Raw genomic sequence first — 19,018 nt, 5'->3', positions numbered from 1 at the left:
AGCCCCACCCCGATTCATGCGACCTCCGGCCCCAGCAAAACCCTTCATCCTGAGCCTTCGATGCACATTCTCCTGCTTGGTTCCGGCGGCCGCGAACATGCCCTGGCGTGGAAGATCGCGGCCTCTCCCCTGGTGACCAAATTCTGGTGCGCGCCCGGCAATGCCGGCATCGCCAGGGAGGCGGAATGCGTAGGCCTGGATGTCGCCGACCATGCCGCCGTGATCGACTTCTGCAAGACAAACGTGGTCGAGCTCGTGGTGGTCGGGCCGGAGACGCCGCTCGCGGCCGGCATCGTCGATGATCTCTCGGCCGCCGGCATCAAGGCGTTCGGGCCGAGCAAGGTGGCCGCCCAGCTCGAAAGCTCCAAGGGGTTCACCAAGGCGCTGTGCACCGAGTTCGGCATTCCGACCGGCGCCTATCAGCGATTCACCAATGCCGATGACGCGCGTGCCTATGTGCAGAGCCAGGGCGCGCCGATCGTGGTCAAGGCCGACGGCCTTGCCGCCGGCAAGGGCGTCGTCGTTGCGAAAACCGTGCGCGAGGCCGAGGACGCTATCGCCATGATGTTCGAGGGCGCCTTCGGTGAGGCCGGCGCCGAGGTCGTGATCGAGGAGTTTTTGCCCGGCCGCGAGATCAGCTTCTTTGCCCTGTGCGACGGCGAGACGGCGATCCCGCTCGCCTCCGCCCAGGACCACAAGCGCGTGTTCGACCACGACGTCGGCCCGAACACCGGCGGCATGGGCGCCTATTCGCCGACGCCGCTGGTCACGCCCGCCATCCACGACGCGATCATGGCCAAAATCATCCTGCCGACGGTCGGTGGCATGAAGCAGCGCGGCACGCCGTTCCGCGGCGTCCTCTATGCCGGCATCATGCTGACGACGCAGGGGCCAAAGCTGTTCGAGTTCAACGTCCGCTTCGGCGATCCCGAGTGCCAGGTGCTGATGCTGCGCATGATGAGCGACATCGTGCCGGCGCTGCTCGCCGCCTGCGACGGGGAGTTGAAGCATTTCGACCTGCGCTGGCACAAGGAATCCGCGCTGACCGTGGTGATGGCGGCGAAGGGCTATCCCGGCGACTACCAGAAGGGCACGCGCATCGGCGGGCTGGAAGAGGCCGCCAAGGTCGACAATGTCGAGATCTTCCACGCCGGCACGGTGGCCAAGGACGGCGCGGTCCTCGCCAATGGCGGCCGCGTGCTCAATGTCTGCGCGCTGGGGGCGACCGTGACGGAAGCGCAGGCGCGCGCCTATCAAGCCGTCGACCGCATCGACTGGCCGGACGGCTTCTGCCGCCGCGACATCGGCTGGCAGGCGGTGGAGGCGGAAAAGGCGAAAAATTAGCGCGTCAGTCCGGACGGCGCCCCCAAACGCGCCGGTCCGGAATCGCAACGTTCGCGTCACCGCGCCGCCACATCTGCACGCCAGAATGTGCAATCAGCAGTTGGGGTTAGTTGCCCCGACCATAATACCGGTACTGTGCATGGGGTTGTTTTCGACGTTTGTTGTCGAGACCGGCTCCGGACTGACCAACAAGGATGCAAAAAGATGTCCGATCTCGCCGACCTCTATCCGGGCTTTGCCGCCGAATGGATCGATACCTCGTTCGGCCGCATCTTCGCCCGCGTCGGCGGCAAGGGCCCGCCGCTGCTGCTCCTGCACGGCTTCTCCGAGACCCACGTGATGTGGCACCAGGTGGCGCCTGAACTGGCCGAGCACTTCACGCTGATCATCGCCGACCTGCCGGGCTACGGCTGGTCCGACATGCCCGCGAGCGATGCGCTGCACATCCCCTACTCTAAGCGCGCCATGGCGAAAGCCATGGTCGAGGTGATGGAGCGCCTCGGCCACGTGCATTTCGCGCTAGCCGGCCACGACCGCGGCGGCCGCGTCTCCTATCGGCTCGCGCTCGACCATCCCGGCCGGCTGTCGAAGCTCGCGGTGCTCGATATCCTGCCGACCTATAATTACTGGGAGCGGATGAACCGCGCCTATGCCTTGAAGATCTATCACTGGACCTTCCTGGCGCAGCCCTATCCGCTGCCGGAGACGCTGATCGCAGGCCAAGGCGAGTTCTTCCTGCGCTTCAAGATGGCGAGCCAGACCAAGTCGAAGACGCTGGACGCGATCGACCCGCGCGCGCTCGAGCACTACCTCGCCCCGTTCCGCGATCCCGCCCGCATCCACGCGATGTGCGAGGATTACCGCGCCGGCGCCTATTTCGACTACGACCTCGACAAGGCCGATTTCGAGGCCGGCAAGAAGATCACGATCCCGATGCTTATCCTGTGGGGCAACGCCGGCATCGCCCAGGCCGCCGCGACGCCGCTCGACACGTGGAAGCAATGGGCCACGAACGCCTCCGGCATGCCGGTGGATTCCGGCCACTTCCTCACGGAGGAGAATCCCGATGTGACAGCGAGGGCGCTGCGCGAGTTCTTCTTGGCCTGACGATCTTGTAGCCCGGATGGAGCGCAGCGAAATCCGGGATTCTCTCCTCGCCGCGGCACTGTCCCGGATTGCGCTTCGCTCCATCCGGGCTACGCGACTCCGACCTACCGCCGCTCCCGAAAGAACTCCTTCAGCAGCCGCGCCGCCTCGCTCTCGCCGACGCCGGAATAGACGTCCGGCGCGTGGTGACAGGTCGGCGAGGCAAAGAACCGCACGCCCGAGTCCACCGCGCCGCCCTTGGGATCGGCCGCGCCGTAATAGAGCCGTCTCACCCTTGCAAACGAGATCGCGCCCGCACACATGGTGCAGGGCTCCAGCGTCACGTAGAGGTCGCAGTCGACGAGGCGCTCGCTGCCAATCTTCGCGGCGGCCGCGCGCAGCGCGATGATCTCGGCATGAGCGGTCGGATCATGGTCGGTCAGCGTCCGGTTGGCGCCGGTGGCGATCACCTCGTGATCGCGGACCACCACGCAGCCAATCGGAACTTCGCCCGCTTTTCCGGCATTTTCGGCCGCCAGAAGCGCCAAATCCATGAAAGAAGGGGCTTTCATGCCTCGTATCATCGCCAGAAACCTGCTACTAGCTCCGCCTTCAGCAAGAGTGGATACCGATTTTGCCTGAGCATGCGGCTCGGAACGAGCGCGCACAATGCTCGCGCCACCCCTTAAGTGAGATTAGTCATGCCTCGCGACAGCGACAAAGACAACGATTCCCGCGGCCGGCGAGGGCCGGCCAAGGGCCGTAGCGGCAAGCCGCGCGGGCCAGAGAAGAAATTCGCCAAGCGCAGCTTCGAGGGCAAGGGTGGGGGTAAGGGCGCGCGCGACAGCCGCCCGCCGCGTGGCGACCGCGACAGCCGTCCATTCCGCCGCCGCGAGGAGGGCGACGCACCGCGCCGCGATTTCAGTAACCGTCCCCGCTTCAAGCGCGACGACCGCGGCAGTGAAGGCCGCGGTGAGCGCAGCTTCAAGCCGCGCGGCGATCGCCCGACATTTGGCCGCGACGATCGTCCGCCGCGCAGGGATCGCGACGATGCCCGCTCGGCCGGCCGCTCCAGCGACAGGAAGTTCGGCGACAAGAAGCCCTACGCGCCGCGCGGCGACCGTCCAGAGCGCAAGTTCGACGGCGAACGGAAGTTTTCGCGAGGCGGGCCGGATCGCGGACGCGACCGTGGGGATCGCCAACGCGACCGTGGGGATCGCGGACTGCGCGAGGACCGTGGCGAACGCAGCTTCAAGCCGCGCGGCGACCGCCCGAATTTCGATCGCGGTGATCGCGCACCGCGCGGTGATCGCCCACGCAAGAGCTTCGACAAGGATTTCGGCGGTCGCGATCGCGGCGATGAAAAGCCCTGGCGTCAGCGCGACGATCGGCGGGAGGGTGGCCGTGGCGAGGACCGTCCGCGTTTCTCTCGTTCGCGCGACGACCGCGCATCCGGTGACCGCCCGTTTCGCGAGCGGCCGAAATTCGATCGGCCCCGTGACCGCGACAGCGAACGCGGTGACCGTCCGAAGTTCGATCGCCCACGCCAGCGCCCCGAAGGCCGCATGGACTGGCAGGAGCATCCGCGCAGCGAGGGCCGCTTCCGCGATCGTCCGCGCCGCGACAACGAGGACGACAGCAGGATCTTCGAGAAGCGTCCCGCCTTCGGCGGCCGCGGCGCCTATCGCGAGCGCGATCGTGATTTCGAGGGCCGGCCGCGCCGCGACGAGGCGCCGAAGCCGAAGAAGGCCGGCGAGCGCATCGCCAAGGTGCTGGCTCGCGCCGGGCTTGCCTCGCGCCGCGATGCCGAGGAGATGGTCACGCAGGGCCGCGTCACCGTGAATGGCCGCGTGATCAACTCGCCGGCGCTCGACGTCACCAAGAACGACGTCGTCATGGTCGACGGCAAGCCGTTGCCGGAGCGCGAGCGCACGCGGCTTTTCCTCTACCACAAGCCGCGCGGGCTGATGACGACGCATGACGACCCCGAGGGCCGTCCGACCGTGTTCGACAATCTGCCCGAAGGGCTGCCGCGCCTGATCAGCGTCGGCCGGCTCGACTTCAACACCGAAGGGCTCTTGCTGCTCACGAACGATGGCGGCCTCGCGCGCACGCTCGAGCTGCCGGACACCGGCTGGCTGCGCCGCTACCGCGTCCGCGCCCATGGCGACGTCACCCAGGCGCAGCTCGACGAGCTCAAGAACGGCATCGAGGTCGAGGGCGTCAAATATGGTCCGATCGAGGCTACGCTGGAGCGCGACCAGGGCGCCAATGTCTGGCTGGTGTTCGCGATCCGCGAGGGCAAGAACCGCGAGGTGCGCAATGTCTGCGCCCATCTCGGCCTCGAGGTGAACCGGCTGATCCGCGTCTCCTACGGACCGTTCCAGCTCGGCGAGATTCCGGAAGGCCAGGTCGAGGAGATCCGCGCGCGCGTGCTGCGCGAGCAGCTCGGCGACAAGGTGATCGAGAAGTCGGGCGCGCAGTTCGACGCGCCCTCGAAGTCATCTTCGCGTGGCGACGACGCGACCAGCGAGAAGAAGCCCGCCAGCAAGCGCGCCGTCATCAACGACCGCAAGGGCCGCCGCGTGCTGGTGCAGCGCACCGGCAGCGAGGAGGCGCGCGAGCGCAACGAGATGGAGGCGAGCGGCTACGGCCCGCCGCGCCGTCCCAAGCGCGGCTATCACGGCAAGCGTGACCTGACGCCGCGGGAGGATTGAAGTTGCGCGTCGTCGGCGGTCGTTTGAAGGGGCGCAATCTCGCCTCACCGTCTTCGCGTGACATCCGCCCGACGGCGGACCGGTTGCGCGAGTCCGTGTTCAACATCCTCGTTCACGCCTATGACGATCCGATCCAGGACGCGCGCGTGCTCGATCTCTTCGCCGGCACCGGCGCACTCGGCATAGAAGCTTCATCACGCGGCGCCAAGTTCACGCTGTTCGTGGACAACGGCGCGGAGGCGCGGGCGCTGCTGCGCAACAATGTGGAATCGCTCGGCCTCGGCGGGGTGACAAAAGTCTATCGCCGCGATGCGACCGATCTCGGCCCCGCGCATCCCGTCGAGCCGTTCTCGCTGGTGTTCCTCGATCCGCCCTATGGCAAAGGATTTGCGGAAAAGGCGCTGGCGTCCTTGCGCGACGGCGGCTGGCTCACCCCGGGCGCGCTGCTGGTGGTGGAAGAGGCGAGGGCCGCGCAGTTCGTGACGCCACAAGGTTTTGAGGAGCTGGAGCGGCGGGCCTATGACGACACGGAGTTTGTGTTCTTGCGTAGGGCGGATTAGCAAAGCGCAATCCGCCACTGTCTCTCACGGCGGAAGCTGAAGAGGTGGATTACGCCTTCGGCTAATCCACCCTACGGCACCGTCACCGCCGCCCGAACAGCTTCTCCACGTCGCTCAGCTTCAGCTCGACATAGGTCGGCCGGCCGTGATTGCACTGGCCGGAGTTCGGCGTGTCCTCCATCTCGCGGAGCAGCGCGTTCATCTCCTCCGGCCGCAGCCGGCGGCCGGCGCGCACCGAGCCGTGGCAGGCCATGGTGGCGGCGACGTGCATCAGGCGGCGTTCGAGCGGCAGCGCCTCGTCCCATTCGGCCATGTGCTCGGAAAGATCGCGCAACAGGCCGCCGGCATTGGTCTTGCCGAGCAGCGACGGCGTCTCGCGCACCGCGACCGCGCCGGGGCCGAAGGATTCGATGGCAAGGCCGAACGATGCCAGCTCCTCGCTGCGCTCCAGCAGGCGCTCCACAGTGGCCTCATCCATCTCGACGATCTCGGGGATCAGCAGGATCTGCCGCTGCACGCCGTTGGCGGCGAGCGAGGCCTTCAGCCGCTCGTAGACGATGCGCTCATGCGCGGCGTGCTGGTCGACGATGATCAGGCCGTCGCGGGTCTGCGAGACGATGTAGGTCTCGTGGATCTGCGTGCGCGCCGCGCCGAGCGGGCGGTCGACGAGATCAGCTACCGGCTGCGTCTCGATCCGAACGTCCGCGCTGGGCGCGCCGACGTCGAAGGCAGCCTGCGCACGCTCGGCGAAGGCGGGCGCGGCGGCGCCTTCGAACGACGGCATCGGCGCCACCGGGGCGGCTGGCGAGGCGCGCCAGTCCCAGCTTGCCGGACGTGGCGGCGTGAAGGCTGGGCGGAACGAGGACAGCGCGCTCTCGCCGCTATTGGCGGCGGTGCGGCGGCCCTCGCGCGCCAGCGCTTCCTTCAAGCCATGCACGATCAGCGCGCGGACGAGGCCGGCATTGCGGAAGCGCACCTCGGTCTTGGCCGGATGCACATTGGCATCGACCTCGCGCGGATCGAGCGTGACGAACAGCGCAAGCACCGGATGGCGGTCGCGCGGCAGATAGTCGGAATAGGCCGCGCGCACGGCGCCGAGAATGAGCTTGTCGCGCACCGGCCGGCCGTTGACGAAGAGATATTGGCCGAGTGCGTTGGCCTTGGTCAGCGCGGGAGCCGCAGCATAGCCGGCGACCACGACGCCCTCGCGCTCGGCATGGACCTCGATGGCGTGGCTGCGGAACTCGGCGCCGAGGATGTCGCCAAGCCGAGTCAGCCGTCCGGCCGCGCCGGGCAGCGCCGCGGTCCAGGTCACCGGTGCGCGCTCCTCGCCGGCGAGCGTGAAGGCGATGTCGGGCCGCGCCATCGCGAGGCGCCGTACCACTTCGCGGATGGCTTCCGCTTCGGTCCGGTCAGTTTTCAGAAACTTGAGCCGCGCCGGCGTCGCGTAGAAGAGGTCGCCAACCTCGACGCGCGTGCCATGCGCCAGCGCCGCCGGCATGATCCCGGACTTCTCGCCGCCCTCGACCGACAACGCCCAGGCGTGCGGCTCGCTGGCGTGCCGCGTGGTGATGGAGAGGCGCGCCACCGAGCCGATTGAGGGCAGGGCCTCGCCGCGAAACCCGAGGGTGCGGATCTGCAGCAGGTCCTCGTCGTCGAGCTTGGAGGTGGCATGGCGCTCGACGGCGAGCGCAAGGTCTTTTGCGATCATGCCGCTGCCGTCGTCGGTGATGCCGATTCGCCGCCGCCCGCCGCCGTCGGTGAAGACGTCGATGCGGCTCGCGCCGGCATCGATAGCGTTCTCGACCAGCTCCTTGACCACGCTCGCCGGACGTTCGACCACCTCGCCGGCGGCGATGCGGTTGACGACCTGTTCTGGCAGCTGGCGGACGGGCATGAGGCTCACTCGGCGAATATTCTCAAGTCTAATGCCGCGCAGCGACAAATGCATGGGTCAGGTCGAGCTTCCCACACCCGAAATGGGGGACATTTTCGGCGCGCGTCGTCCGTCGGGAATGCTTGGCATGTTCCGCGCCGCCGCATATGAGGAGCACAATTCCGCGAAAGCGCCGCGAAAACCCTAAACGATCACCACACGACGCGGCTTGCATCACACCGCGCCGTTCGAACTCTCTTCGCGATGAACCGGTCCGGTGCAGGCGAACGGTGCAGAAGGCAGCCGAACGGTTCATCGCGACATTCCAGGAGAAATGGATGAAGTTGGTGAAGACCTCTGCGATCGCTTGCGCTCTCGCGGCCCTCGTTGCAACGCCCGTTCTCGCCCAAGGCACCTCGTCTGGGACGAGGCCTGGCGGCACCGTACAAAGCAAGCCCATGCAAGGAGGCGCGTCAGGCAGCGAGGATGAGGATCTCGGTGCACAGCAGGGCGCAGCCGGCGAGAAGGTCGGCATGAAGTCGGGCAAAGGCACGAAGGGGTCCGTCGGGACCACCGGCAGCGCGACGCGCAAGGGCACCGCAGACGATGCGGCGACCGGCGGTGCTGCGGCCGGCAAGCGCTACTGACGCCAGCTCGCGAACGGCAAATCTCCGGTCGCTCGCGCGACCGGAGGTTTTTCGCATCAATCGTCGAAGCTCCGGCCGCGGCCGGCCTTGATGTCGCTGCGGCGTTTCTTGCCCTCGAGCCGGCGCTGCTTGGAGGCGAAGGTCGGCCGCGTCGCACGGCGAGGCGTCGGCCGGACCATGGCCTCCTTGAGGATCTCGACGAGACGGTCGATGGCATCCTGACGGTTGCGCTCCTGAGTGCGAAAGCGCTGAGCGTGGATCACGATCACGCCGTCCTTGGTCATGCGCTGGCCGGCAATGCGGGCAAGGCGCAGCGCCGCGTCCTCGGGCAAGGTCAGCTTGCGCGTGTCGAAGCGCAGCTGCGCGGAGGTCGCGACCTTGTTGACGTTCTGCCCGCCCGGGCCGGAGGCGCGGACAAAGCCGATCTCGATGTCGTCCTCGTCGATGACGAGATCGCGGGATATCCGCAGCATGCTGGCACCATTCGTGATGTCAGGACATACCGCGGACATCCGTCGTCAGCAATGGCGCTGCCGTGAAACGCAAATGGCCGGGATGGCCCCGGCCATTCAGGAAACGTCGAGAAAAGAGATCAGTTCGACTTCGTCGCCGGTGCAGCCGCCGGTTGCACGGCGGCCTGCGGGGCCCGGCCGACGACGACGGTCAGCAGCCCCTGGCCCCAGAGCCGCTTGGCGGCCGCCTTGGCATCGTCCAGCGTCACGGCGTCGACGATGGCGTTGCGCTTCTCGATATAGTCGATCGGCAGCTTGTCTTGCTGATATTGCAGCAGCGCCTGTGCCAGCTTGGACGAGGTGTCGAGCGCCAGCATCTGCGAGCCCTTGAGATAGGACTTGGCCTCATCGAGCTCCTTCTGCGTCGGGCCCTCCTCGGCGATGCGGCGCACCTCCTGTTCGATGGCCTCGATGGTGTCGCCGGCGCGGTCGGCGCGGGTGCCGGTATTGCCGATGAAAATCGCCGAGTGCTGCATCCAGAGCAGCGACTCGTACACCGAATAGGCCAGTCCGCGCTTCTCGCGCACCTCGCGATAGAGCCGGGACGATAGGCCGCCGCCGCCGAGGATGTGGTTGACGACGTAGGCCGCCATGAAGCTCGGATCACTCCGCTTCACGCCGGGTCCGCCGAAGGTGATCACCGTCTGCGGCACGTCGAGGGTCACGAAGGCGCGTTGCGGCGGCTTTGCAGCCTCGACGTCGGGGACTGGCGTCAGATTGGCTTTGGCGGGCAGGCTGCCGAAGGTGTGGTCGAGCAGCTTTCCGAGCGTAGCCGGATCGACGTCGCCGACGACCGCAATCTTGAGGCCATCCCTGGCGAGGACACGGCCGACATAATTCCTCAGGTCGGCAATTGTGATGGTCGGCACGCTGTCGAGGTTGCCGTTGCTCTGCCGGCTGTAGGGGTGATCGCCGAACGCGAGCTCCAGAAACTTGCGGCTCGCCAGCGAGGTCGGATTGGTGGTCTCGCGGCGCAGGCCCGAGATGACCTGCGAGCGGATGCGTTCGACGTCGGCCGTGTCGAAATGCGGCAAGGTCAGCGCCATCCTGAGCAGGTCGAAGGCCTCGTCCTTGTTGTCGCGCAGCATGCGAAGGCTGCCCCGGAGGGTGTCGCGGGTGGCGTTGAAGGACAGCTCGATGGCGCGGCGGTCGAGCCGTTCATGGAACGTCTTGGAATCGAGATCGCCTGAGCCTTCGTCGAGGAGAGAGCCGACCAGATTGGCAACGCCCGGCTTGTCCTTGGGGTCCTCCGCCGAGCCCCCGGCGAAGGAATATTCCATGGCAATCAGCGGCACGGTTGCGTCCTGCACGAACCAGGCTTCGATGCCGCCCGGCGAGATCAGGTGCTGGATCTTTGCGGCGGCCTGCGACGGCGAGACCGCAGAGAATGCGAGGACCGCGCCGGCGGCAACGGAGAATGCAATGCGGCGAACGAAGGAATAGGTCACGAGCGCTTCTCCTCGCGCTTGGCGGTTGCAGTGTCCTTGATCAGGTAGCCCGTCACCGAGCGCTTCTTCTCGAGCCATTTCTGCGCAACGGCGCGAACCTGCTCGGCGGTGACGGCGCGGATGCGATCGGGCCAGCTCCTGATGTCCTCGATCGACAGGCCGGTGGTCAGCGCGCCGCCGTACCAGCGCGCCAGCACAGCCTGGTTGTCCTGGGCGTAGATCGCTTCGGCAATGAGCTGGGTTTTGACCCGCTCCAGATCCTCGGCGCGGATCGGGTTCTGCGCGACGTTGGCGAGGACCCCGTCGACCGCCTGCTCGACCTCCGAAAAACTGACGCCGGGTTTCGGTGCAGCCGAGATCGCGAACTGGGTCGGGTCGAGCGAGATGCTCGAATAGCTGGCGCTGGCGGAGACCGCGAGCGGCTTGTCGACCACGAGGGCACGGTAGAGATAGGAATTGCTGCCGCTGCCGATCAGCTGCGCCAGCACGTCGAGGGCCGCGCTCTCGCCGGCCGCGGCCGTGGTCGCCGAGGGCACGAGATAATAGCGCCGCATGTTCGGCTGCTCGACGCGCGGGTCGGCCAGCGTGACGGTGCGCGGGGCGGCGGGCTCCGGCTCCTGCGGACGAACGCGCCGCGCCGGGATCGCGGGCTGTGCGGGGATCGAGCCGAAATTGCGCTCGACCAGCGGGCGGACTTCGGCGGCGTCGACGTCGCCGGCGATCACCAGGATCGCGTTGTTCGGCGCGTAGAAGCGACGATAGAAGGCGAGCGCATCCTCGCGATCGAGCTTCTCGATCTCCTGATGCCAGCCGATCACCGGCCGCCCGTAGGGATGGTTGAGATAGAGCGCGGCCATGATCTGCTCGTTCAACCGCGCATCCGGATTGTTGGCGACGCGCATGTTGTACTCTTCGAGCACGACGTCGCGCTCGGGCAGCACGTTCTCGTCCTTGAGGACGAGGCCCGTCATGCGGTCGGCCTCGAACTCCATCATGGTCGGCAGCTGCTCTTTCGGCACGCGCTGATAGTAGTTGGTGTAGTCGACCGAGGTCGAAGCGTTCTCGTTGCCGCCGACACGCAGCACGGTCTGGGAGAATTCGCCTGCCGGATGCTTCGCGGTGCCCTTGAACATCAGGTGCTCGAGGAAGTGCGCGAGGCCGGACTTGCCGGGCGTCTCATCGGCCGAGCCGACTTTGTACCAGATCATCTCGGTGACAACGGGGGTGCGGCGGTCCGGGATCACCACGACCTGCATGCCGTTGGCGAGCGTGAAGCTGGCGGGCGGAGCCGATGTCACCGTGGTCTGGGCAAGGGCGGCGCTGGCCGAAAGGACGCTCGTCGAAAGCAGCGCGGCAAGGAGGCAGGCAGCCGATCGGTAAGAGGACATCATGATCCCTGGTTGTGAGGTGCCGAGCCCGGATCTCCGGCTCGGAGGGCACGGCAGGCTACACCGTGCGGCTGAGGCTTCGCGTCACGAAGCAGAGAACTCAACGATTAGGCAAGTTACTGATAAGCAATTTTGAACGAGGTGGGCGGACATGCACCGCCGACCCTCGCTTCGCGTGGGTCAGAATGTCGCGACAGGACAGGAACGCTATTGTTCCTTCTCCTTGCCGGATCGGACGTCGAAATAGGTCCGCTTCGAATTATCCGGGCCGGCGCCGTAGGCGTAGTTCGGCGACGGCGTCTGATATCCCGGCGGCGGCTCCACCAGCGATTGGCGTGGCGGTTCCGACGTAAACTGCTTGGACTCGGGCCCGTTCCCTTTGAAGAGTTTCCACAGCCCTCCGGTATATCCGAGTTCGGCAGGGCTCATCGTCGGATTGGCCACGTTGGTGCCCGGCTGGACCGGGTCATTGCTCGTCCTGTCGGCGGCGGCCGTCCTATGGGCGTTCAACTCGGCGGGCGACAGCGGCTGGGCGTTCTTCCAGTACTCCGTTGCCTTGTTACCGGACTTCTTCCGCTGGGCGATGGCCTCCTTGCGGCGCTTCTCGTCGGGGTCCTTCGGCCAGTTCGGCGCAGCCGCGGCTTCGGCGGCGGCAGGCGGCGGCAGGTCGAGCTTGGGCGGCACGACCAGCGGCGAACGCTCGCGGTATTCGATGCCGGGTTTTTCCATGCTCCGGGCGCCAAGGCCGGTCATCAGGTTGTCGATGAGCTTCTCTTCGAAGGTCATGTCGTCGTCGTCGTCATCGTCGGCAGCACGGGCGCCACCGATCGACATGACGAGGCCGATGCCGAGCGCGACGGCGGCCAATTTCAGTGCCCGCCAGCCCCCCGATTGGGAGCCCCGAACCATCGAACCGCTGGTCTTCGAGCTGCGCATCACCGTACCTGTTTCATATTGTAGCAGATTGCCGCCCACACGCGGCTTGACCCTTGCAAAAGCCGGGTTCCAGCTGCCGGTCCGTATCGGCCGGGATCAGGGCGCTTTTGCGGCGGGTACCCCCAGGAAGGAATCATACAATAGCGCTGCCACCCCAGCAACGATGGCCACGTCCGCGAGGTTAAACACATACCAATTATAGGTATTTCCGGCGATCTCGATGTGGAACAGGGCGAAATCCACCACCGCGCCATAGGCCAAGCGGTCGATGCCGTTGCCGATGGCGCCGCCGATGATCAGGCCGAGCGCGACGGTCGCGAGCATGGTGTGCGAGCGGGCCATCCAGATCGCCAGCGCAACCACCGCGATCACTTTGACGGCCATCAGCGCGAGCTGCGCGGCCTGGCTGTCGTTCTGGAGCCAGCCGAAGCTGATGCCGATATTCCAGGCCAGCACCAGGTCGAAGAACGGCGTCACCCGCACCGCGCCGCGACGGGCGAGGTCGAACACGTTCAACAGCCAGAGCTTCGAGGCCTGGTCGGCCACGAGCGTGACCATGGCCGCGAGGATGCCGGCACGGAGCGGGGTCATGGCCGACCGATCAGACGCTCACCCCCAGCGCCTTCCACTCGCGCAGTGCCTTGGCATCGCGCGGGGTGACGTCGGGGTATTCGGCGTCTTCGCCGACCATCGGCGAGATCTTCCAGGAGCGGGCGCATTTGGTGCCGATCGCCCTCTCCACGACGACCGCGACGCCGGGGACGGCATCGAGGCGGAACGCCGAGGCCGGCGCCTCGCCCTCCCGCACCTCGTAGTTCGAGGTGATGCAGACTTCAGCCAGATCGATGTCGAACAAGGTTGCCAGCATGCCGCGATCGGCGACATAGATTACCGGCGATGCCTCGAGCGAGGAGCCGATGTTCTTGGCGGCGCGTTCCAGCTCGAGTGCGCCGGTGACGACGCGACGCACGTTGCGGATCGTCTCCCATTTCGCGGCGAGCTTGTCGTCGCGCAAGGCTTCGAGATCGGTCGGGAACAGCGTCAGGTGCACGGACGGTTCGGCGTCGGGCCGGTACATGCGCCACGCCTCCTCCGCAGTGAAGCTGAGGATCGGGGCCAGCCATTTCAGGATCGAAGCGCACAACAGGTCGATGGTCGTCAGCGCCGCCTTGCGCGTCAGCGACGAGGGCGGATCGCAATACAGCGTATCCTTGCGGATGTCGAAGTAGAAGGCGGAGAGCTCGCTGTTCAGGAAGGCCGACAGGATCGCGACCACGGTCTTGTAGTCGAACTCCCGGTAGGCCTTGCCGATCGCGGCGGCGCGACCTGAGAGCTCGTGCAGCATCAAGCGCTCGAGCTCGGGCATCTCGGCCGGCGCGATTGCATCGGCCGGCCTGTAATGATGCAGCGTCCCCAGCATCCAGCGCACGGTGTTGCGCAGCTTGCGATAAGTCTCGACGGTGTTCTTCAGGATCTCGGGGCCGATGCGCTGGTCGTCGGTATAGTCGCTCGACGCGACCCAGAGCCTTAAGATGTCGGCGCCAGATTCCTTGATGACGGCCTGCGGCTCGATGGTGTTGCCGAGCGACTTCGACATCTTGCGGCCGTCCTCGGCCTGGGTGAAGCCGTGGGTCAGCACGATGTCGTAAGGCGCGCGGCCACGCGTGCCGCAGCTTTCCAGCAGCGAGGAGTGGAACCAGCCGCGATGCTGGTCCGAGCCTTCCAGATACATCACCGTGTCGGCGCCGCCGTCGACCTTGCGCTTGATGCCGGCGAGCCCGGGAAACTGCACGGGATCTTCGAGCACGAAAGCGTGGGTCGAGCCGGAATCGAACCAAACGTCGAGAATGTCGTCGACCTTCTGCCAGTCCTCGTTCGCGCGGGGCCCGAGGAAGCGCTCGCGCGCGCCGGTCGCGTACCAGGCGTCGGCGCCTTCCTTCTCGAAGGCTTCACCGATGCGCGCATTGACGGCCTCGTCCTGGAGGATCTCGGCGGAGCCGTCGCCCTTCTCGCGCACGAACACGGCGATCGGCACCCCCCAGGCGCGCTGGCGCGAGATCACCCAGTCGGGGCGTGCCTCGATCATGCCGTTGATGCGGTTCTCGCCGGACGGCGGCACCCATTGCGTCACCGAGATCGCCTGCAGCGCGCGGGCGCGCAGCGTGTCGCCGCTCTTCGTCTTGCCGCCCACCGCGATGTCCTTGTCCATCGCAATGAACCATTGCGGTGTGTTGCGGAAGATTACCGGCTTCTTGGAGCGCCAGGAGTGCGGATATTGATGCTTCAGCCGGCCGCGGGCGAGCAGCATGCCTTTCTCGACGAGCGCCTTGATCACGGCCTCGTTGGCATCGCCCTTCTCGCCCTTGTCGGTGATGACGCGCTTGCCGGCAAAGCCCGGCGCATGATCGGTGTAGGCGCCATTCTCGTCGACGGTATAGGGGATGGCGGTGTTGATGCCGCGCGCGTCGAGATCGCGCGCCTCCGCCATCCAGACATCGAAGTCCTCGCGGCCATGGCCGGGCGCCGTGTGCACGAAGCCGGTGCCGGTGTCGTCGGTGACATGGTCGCCAGGCAGCAGCGGCACGATGAAGTCGTAGCCACCGCCGACGCCCTTGAGCGGATGGGCACACTCGATCGCGTCCATGGTGTCGCCGGGGACGTCGCGGACCTTCTCATAAGCCGTCACGCGCGCCTGCTTGAAGACGTCTTGCGCGAGCGCATCGGCGAGGATGAGGAGATCGCCGTTCCTGGCCCAATTGTCGGCGGGGGCGTCCGTCACCTTGTAGAGGCCATAAGCGATCTTCGGCGAGAACGAGATGGCGCGATTGCCCGGCAGCGTCCAGGGCGTGGTGGTCCAGATCACGACGCTCGCCGAGGCGAGCGCACCGTGCGCGGGCGAGGTCACCGGGAATTTCACCCAGACCGTATCGGACGTGTGGTCCTCGTACTCCACCTCGGCTTCGGCCAGCGCGGTCTTCTCAACCACGCTCCACATCACCGGCTTGGAGCCGCGATAGAGCGTGCCGTTTGCGGCAAACTTCATCAGCTCGCGCGCGATCTGGGCTTCGGCCGGATAGCTCATGGTGGCGTAGGGATGGTCCCAATCGCCGATCACGCCGAGGCGCTTGAACTCCTCGCGCTGCACGCCGAGCCAGTGCGTGGCATAGGCGCGGCACTCCCGACGGAAATCAATCATCGCGGCGCTGTCGCGGAAGTCGGGCTTCTGCTTGCCCTTCTTGCGATAATGCTCCTCCTCGACCTTCCACTCGATCGGCAGGCCATGGCAGTCCCAGCCCGGCACGTAGTTGGAATCGAAGCCGAGCATCTGCTGGCTCTTGGTGACGAGGTCCTTCAGGATCTTGTTCAGCGCCGTGCCGATATGGATGTTGCCGTTGGCGTAGGGCGGGCCGTCATGCAACACGAACTTGGCGCGGCCCTTCGCACTCTGGCGCAGCTTCTCGTAGAGGCCGATCTCGTACCAGCGCTTGAGGATCTCCGGCTCGCGCTGCGGCAGCCCGGCGCGCATCGGGAATTCGGTCTGCGGCAGGAACAGGGTCTTCGAATAGTCCTTGGCTTCAGACTTTTGGGACTTTTGCGGCTTTTCGGACATGAGGCTGACTGGCTCGGAAGGGCGCGGGAACGGATGGCGATGCGGAATCGCGGGTGAAACGACGAAATCCCGGTCTTGCGCCGAGCCTTCAGGCTCAGGCGGAAGCCGGGCCGCTAATCCCTATGATGCGCCGCGCAAACATGGGCTCTCCATAGCAGGGGGGCGGAGGAAGCGCAAAGGTCCGGGGGCCCGGTTTCGCCTCTCAATCGATCACGCCCAGGCGCGGAAACGCGTCCGGGGCGGCGGCGAGCATGGCGCGGGCGCGGGCGGAATCGTCGTCCATCTGGTGAATCAGGGCCTCTAGACCATCGAATTTCAGCTCATCGCGGATGAAGCCGATGAAGGCGCAGTCGAGCGCCTGCCCGTAGAGGTCGCCCTTGAAGTCGAACAGGAAGATTTCGAGCAGCGGGGCGCCATTGTCGAAGGTCGGGCGGCGGCCGAAGCTGGCCACCCCGTCCAGCCGCTCGGTGCCGCGGCCGACCCGGACCGCGTAGATGCCGTGCTTGAGGCCGCAATTGGCGTCCAGGCGGATGTTGGCGGTGGGATAGCCGAGGTCGCGTCCGCGCTTTTCGCCGTGGATGACCTCGCCGGTGATGAACCAGGGCGCGCCCAGCATGGTCGTGGCCTCGTCGAGCTGGCCCTCGGCGAGGGCGATCCGGATCGCGCTGGAGGAGACCGGCCGCTCGTCGATATCGACATGCGGCTGGACGTCGACTTCGATGCCGAGCCGGGGCGCCTCGTTGACCAGGAGGCTCGGGGAGCCGACGCGACCCTTGCCGAAATGGAAGTCGTAGCCGACCGCGATGCCGCTGACGCCGAGACGCCCGATCAGGTCATGGTGAATGAAATCTTGCGCGCTGGTTCCGGCACGGGCCTTGTCGAAGGTCATGACCACGGCGCCGGCAAGCCCGGTACCGGCCAGAAGCCGCAGCTTGGCCCGCTCGTCCGTCAGGCGGAATTGCGGGGTGTTGGGGCTGAAGAACCGTCGCGGATGCGGCTCGAAGGTCAAGGCCAGCGCAGGCCGGCCATGCGCCCTGCCCATCTCCAGGGCAGCCGCGATGACGGCGCGATGGCCGAGATGCACGCCGTCGAAATTGCCCATGGCAACCACGGCGCCCCTCGGAATCGCGGAATCCGGCGTTGTATCGCGGATGACGGTAAAAGGCGGAGCCATCAGGGGAATTCTCGAACCGGGCAGGACCGGCCCGGACCGTGGCGCGACCGGCACCGCGAAGTCAAGCGGCGGGGCGGGCAGACATTGAACACGATTTCAAGCCTTCGGAGCTGACCGCAGTTAACGCGCTGTTTAAGGCCTTGGTGCTAGTCCTTGAGGCGTGGAACTGCCGGGCGCCGGCCTGGCAGGTCCGATCGTAATATTCCTGGGTTTGCGTTGGGGGAGTCGAGATGGCGGTTGATTTGTCGATGCCGGTTCTGGTGGTGGATGACTACAGCACCATGATCCGTATCATCCGGAATCTGCTGAAGCAGCTTGGCTTCGAGAACATCGATGATGCCAGCGACGGTTCGGCAGCGCTGAACAAGATGCGCGGCAAGAAGTACGGGCTCGTGATCTCCGACTGGAACATGGAGCCGATGACGGGCTACGACCTCCTGCGCGAAGTCCGCGCGGATCCGAACCTCGCCACCACGCCCTTCATCATGATCACGGCCGAATCCAAGACCGAGAACGTGATCGCGGCCAAGAAGGCCGGCGTGAACAACTACATCGTCAAGCCGTTCAACGCGGCGACGCTGAAGACCAAGATCGAGGCGGTCTTCCCGGACATGGCGAGCGCGTAAGGGCGCTCTTCGCCGGACAACAATTTTCCATTTGGAACGTCATGCCCGGGCTTGTCCCGGGCATCCACGTTCTTGGATGCAAAAAAAGAAAAAAAGGAAGACGTGGATGGCCGGGTCATAGGCGAGCGCAAGCGACGCCGTCCTTCGGACGGCTATGCCCGGCCATGACGGCGTCTGAGGCTTGCCCTTTGGTCTAAGTCCATTGCAGCTGCGCGCGCTCCGCCGTCACCACTTCAATTCGCGCATCAGCGCCTTCGGCGGGTGGCCGAACAGCTCCATGACCGAATTCGGGTCGAGCTGGTCGAGGCCCTCGAACTCCTCGGCATGGATGCCGCGGGTGACGAACAGGCAGTCGATGCCGAATTCGCGGGCGCCGGTTAAGTCGGTGCGGACGGAATCGCCGATCGCCAGCACCTTTTTCCGGTCGATCTGGTAGCCTTGGCGTTCGCCGGCGAGCGCCATGGCGCGCTCGTAGATCGGCCGGTGCGGCTTGCCGTAGAAGATCACCTCGCCGCCGAGCTCACGGTAGAGCTCGGCGATGGCGCCGGCGCAATAGATCAGCCGGTCGCCGCGTTCCACCACGATGTCGGGGTTGGCGCAGACCAGCGTCAGCTTGCGCTCGCGCGCCTGCAGCATCATGCCGCGATAGTCTTCCGCCGTCTCGGTCTCGTCGTCGTAGAGGCCGGTGCAGACGATGTAATCGGCTTGCTCCAGCGGCGCGGTCACCGCATCGAGGCCGCGATAGATCGAGTTGTCGCGCTCGGGGCCGAGCCAGAACATCTTGCGGCCGGGATGCTCGGCGACGTAGAGCCGGGTCAGGTCGCCTGAAGATACGATCGCGTCATAGGTCTCATCGGGGACGCCGAGCTTGCGCAATTGCCGCTGCACGGAGTCGGCAGGGCGCGGTGCGTTGGTGATCAGGATTACCGTACCGCCGCGGCTGCGATAGGTGTGCAGCGCCTCGCAGGCTTCGGGGAAGGATTCCAGCCCGTTATGGACCACGCCCCAGATATCGCTGAGCACGACCTCCACGCCGCCCACGAGCTCGCGCAGGCCTTCGGCAAAATGCAGCGCGGTCATGACGTGCGCGGCCG

At 66.3% G+C, this 19,018-nt stretch carries 16 protein-coding genes; 6 read left to right on the top strand and 10 right to left on the bottom strand.

The genetic code is table 11. The annotated features are described in order from the left end of the window. Window positions 1-60 precede the first annotated feature (60 nt). Window positions 61-1,344, top strand: coding sequence for a phosphoribosylamine--glycine ligase (gene purD, locus GA0061099_RS22065; protein WP_036027083.1), 1,284 nt, complete (start codon window positions 61-63; stop codon window positions 1,342-1,344). Between the two features lie 204 nt (window positions 1,345-1,548). Next, entirely contained in the window at window positions 1,549-2,451 is a 903-nt protein-coding gene (locus tag GA0061099_RS22060) for an alpha/beta fold hydrolase (RefSeq protein ID WP_036027085.1), read from the top strand. 104 nt (window positions 2,452-2,555) lie between these two features. Here GA0061099_RS22060 and tadA read toward each other — a convergent pair whose 3' ends face one another. Beyond that, the gene (gene tadA / locus GA0061099_RS22055) at window positions 2,556-3,014 is read right to left on the bottom strand and encodes a tRNA adenosine(34) deaminase TadA (RefSeq protein ID WP_036027087.1); all 459 of its coding nucleotides are present in this window, start codon (window positions 3,012-3,014) and stop codon (window positions 2,556-2,558) included. Between the two features lie 117 nt (window positions 3,015-3,131). Here tadA and GA0061099_RS22050 point away from each other — a divergent pair, with 117 nt between their 5' ends. Together GA0061099_RS22050 and rsmD are read left to right on the top strand one after the other, a co-directional pair. Further along, on the top strand, window positions 3,132-5,147 hold the full coding sequence (locus GA0061099_RS22050; protein WP_036027090.1) for a pseudouridine synthase: 2,016 nt from the start codon (window positions 3,132-3,134) through the stop codon (window positions 5,145-5,147). A gap of 2 nt (window positions 5,148-5,149) precedes the next feature. After that, a complete protein-coding gene (gene rsmD, locus GA0061099_RS22045; protein WP_036027091.1) occupies window positions 5,150-5,707 on the top strand; it encodes a 16S rRNA (guanine(966)-N(2))-methyltransferase RsmD in 558 nt (185 codons plus the stop codon). Between the two features lie 82 nt (window positions 5,708-5,789). On the opposite strand, the gene mutL is transcribed toward rsmD, so the two are convergent. Further along, entirely contained in the window at window positions 5,790-7,604 is a 1,815-nt protein-coding gene (gene mutL / locus GA0061099_RS22040; RefSeq protein ID WP_074448042.1) for a DNA mismatch repair endonuclease MutL, read from the bottom strand. A 317-nt stretch (window positions 7,605-7,921) separates the two neighbouring features. On the opposite strand from mutL, the gene GA0061099_RS22035 reads away from it, so the two are divergent. Continuing rightward, the gene (locus GA0061099_RS22035; protein ID WP_036027161.1) at window positions 7,922-8,230 is read left to right on the top strand and encodes a hypothetical protein; all 309 of its coding nucleotides are present in this window, start codon (window positions 7,922-7,924) and stop codon (window positions 8,228-8,230) included. A 56-nt stretch (window positions 8,231-8,286) separates the two neighbouring features. Here the strand turns inward: GA0061099_RS22035 and arfB are convergent, their stop codons facing one another. The 7 genes from arfB to GA0061099_RS22000 form a co-directional block, all read right to left on the bottom strand. Continuing rightward, window positions 8,287-8,703 carry an alternative ribosome rescue aminoacyl-tRNA hydrolase ArfB gene (gene arfB, locus GA0061099_RS22030; protein ID WP_027575820.1) on the bottom strand — a complete coding sequence of 139 codons (417 nt, stop codon included), beginning with the start codon at window positions 8,701-8,703 and terminating at the stop codon, window positions 8,287-8,289. 119 nt (window positions 8,704-8,822) lie between these two features. Further along, a complete protein-coding gene (locus tag GA0061099_RS22025) occupies window positions 8,823-10,190 on the bottom strand; it encodes a M16 family metallopeptidase (RefSeq protein WP_036027095.1) in 1,368 nt (455 codons plus the stop codon). After that, window positions 10,187-11,581, bottom strand: coding sequence for a M16 family metallopeptidase (locus GA0061099_RS22020; RefSeq protein ID WP_420886543.1), 1,395 nt, complete (start codon window positions 11,579-11,581; stop codon window positions 10,187-10,189). Before GA0061099_RS22020 ends, GA0061099_RS22025 begins: the two co-directional genes overlap by 4 nt. A 204-nt stretch (window positions 11,582-11,785) precedes the next feature. Next, window positions 11,786-12,514, bottom strand: a complete 729-nt coding sequence (locus tag GA0061099_RS22015; protein WP_036027096.1) for a hypothetical protein — start codon at window positions 12,512-12,514, stop codon at window positions 11,786-11,788. Between the two features lie 96 nt (window positions 12,515-12,610). Next, window positions 12,611-13,105, bottom strand: coding sequence for a signal peptidase II (lspA, locus tag GA0061099_RS22010; protein WP_036027098.1), 495 nt, complete (start codon window positions 13,103-13,105; stop codon window positions 12,611-12,613). Window positions 13,106-13,115: 10 nt separating this feature from the next. Then, window positions 13,116-16,124 carry an isoleucine--tRNA ligase gene (gene ileS / locus GA0061099_RS22005; RefSeq protein WP_036027099.1) on the bottom strand — a complete coding sequence of 1,003 codons (3,009 nt, stop codon included), beginning with the start codon at window positions 16,122-16,124 and terminating at the stop codon, window positions 13,116-13,118. Between the two features lie 202 nt (window positions 16,125-16,326). Next, entirely contained in the window at window positions 16,327-17,298 is a 972-nt protein-coding gene (locus GA0061099_RS22000) for a bifunctional riboflavin kinase/FAD synthetase (protein WP_036027101.1), read from the bottom strand. A 230-nt stretch (window positions 17,299-17,528) separates the two neighbouring features. On the opposite strand from GA0061099_RS22000, the gene GA0061099_RS21995 reads away from it, so the two are divergent. Further along, window positions 17,529-17,924 carry a response regulator gene (locus GA0061099_RS21995; RefSeq protein WP_008567674.1) on the top strand — a complete coding sequence of 132 codons (396 nt, stop codon included), beginning with the start codon at window positions 17,529-17,531 and terminating at the stop codon, window positions 17,922-17,924. Window positions 17,925-18,149: 225 nt separating this feature from the next. Here the strand turns inward: GA0061099_RS21995 and GA0061099_RS21990 are convergent, their stop codons facing one another. Further along, window positions 18,150-19,004 (bottom strand): TIGR01459 family HAD-type hydrolase, encoded by an 855-nt coding sequence (locus GA0061099_RS21990; RefSeq protein WP_036009268.1) that lies wholly within the window; start codon window positions 19,002-19,004, stop codon window positions 18,150-18,152. Between the last annotated feature and the right edge of the window lie 14 nt (window positions 19,005-19,018).

The organism is Bradyrhizobium yuanmingense, from assembly GCF_900094575.1.
GTDB lineage: Bacteria > Pseudomonadota > Alphaproteobacteria > Rhizobiales > Xanthobacteraceae > Bradyrhizobium > Bradyrhizobium yuanmingense.
The sequence above is the reverse complement of the archived record's forward strand: the minus strand, read 5'-3'. Positions and strand labels throughout refer to the sequence as shown.

Bases quoted from the DNA above. Each gene is read 5' to 3' on its own strand.
- purD (WP_036027083.1), top strand. From the start codon at position 61: ATGCACATTCTCCTGCTTGGTTCCGGCGGCCGCGAACATGCCCTGGCG.
- GA0061099_RS22015 (WP_036027096.1), bottom strand. From the start codon at position 12,514: ATGCGCAGCTCGAAGACCAGCGGTTCGATGGTTCGGGGCTCCCAATCG.
- GA0061099_RS21990 (WP_036009268.1), bottom strand. From the start codon at position 19,004: ATGACCGCGCTGCATTTTGCCGAAGGCCTGCGCGAGCTCGTGGGCGGC.
- GA0061099_RS22000 (WP_036027101.1), bottom strand. From the start codon at position 17,298: ATGGCTCCGCCTTTTACCGTCATCCGCGATACAACGCCGGATTCCGCG.
- ileS (WP_036027099.1), bottom strand. From the start codon at position 16,124: ATGTCCGAAAAGCCGCAAAAGTCCCAAAAGTCTGAAGCCAAGGACTAT.
- lspA (WP_036027098.1), bottom strand. From the start codon at position 13,105: ATGACCCCGCTCCGTGCCGGCATCCTCGCGGCCATGGTCACGCTCGTG.
- tadA (WP_036027087.1), bottom strand. From the start codon at position 3,014: ATGATACGAGGCATGAAAGCCCCTTCTTTCATGGATTTGGCGCTTCTG.
- arfB (WP_027575820.1), bottom strand. From the start codon at position 8,703: ATGCTGCGGATATCCCGCGATCTCGTCATCGACGAGGACGACATCGAG.
- GA0061099_RS21995 (WP_008567674.1), top strand. From the start codon at position 17,529: ATGGCGGTTGATTTGTCGATGCCGGTTCTGGTGGTGGATGACTACAGC.
- mutL (WP_074448042.1), bottom strand. From the start codon at position 7,604: ATGCCCGTCCGCCAGCTGCCAGAACAGGTCGTCAACCGCATCGCCGCC.
- GA0061099_RS22050 (WP_036027090.1), top strand. From the start codon at position 3,132: ATGCCTCGCGACAGCGACAAAGACAACGATTCCCGCGGCCGGCGAGGG.
- GA0061099_RS22035 (WP_036027161.1), top strand. From the start codon at position 7,922: ATGAAGTTGGTGAAGACCTCTGCGATCGCTTGCGCTCTCGCGGCCCTC.
- GA0061099_RS22060 (WP_036027085.1), top strand. From the start codon at position 1,549: ATGTCCGATCTCGCCGACCTCTATCCGGGCTTTGCCGCCGAATGGATC.
- GA0061099_RS22020 (WP_420886543.1), bottom strand. From the start codon at position 11,581: ATGATGTCCTCTTACCGATCGGCTGCCTGCCTCCTTGCCGCGCTGCTT.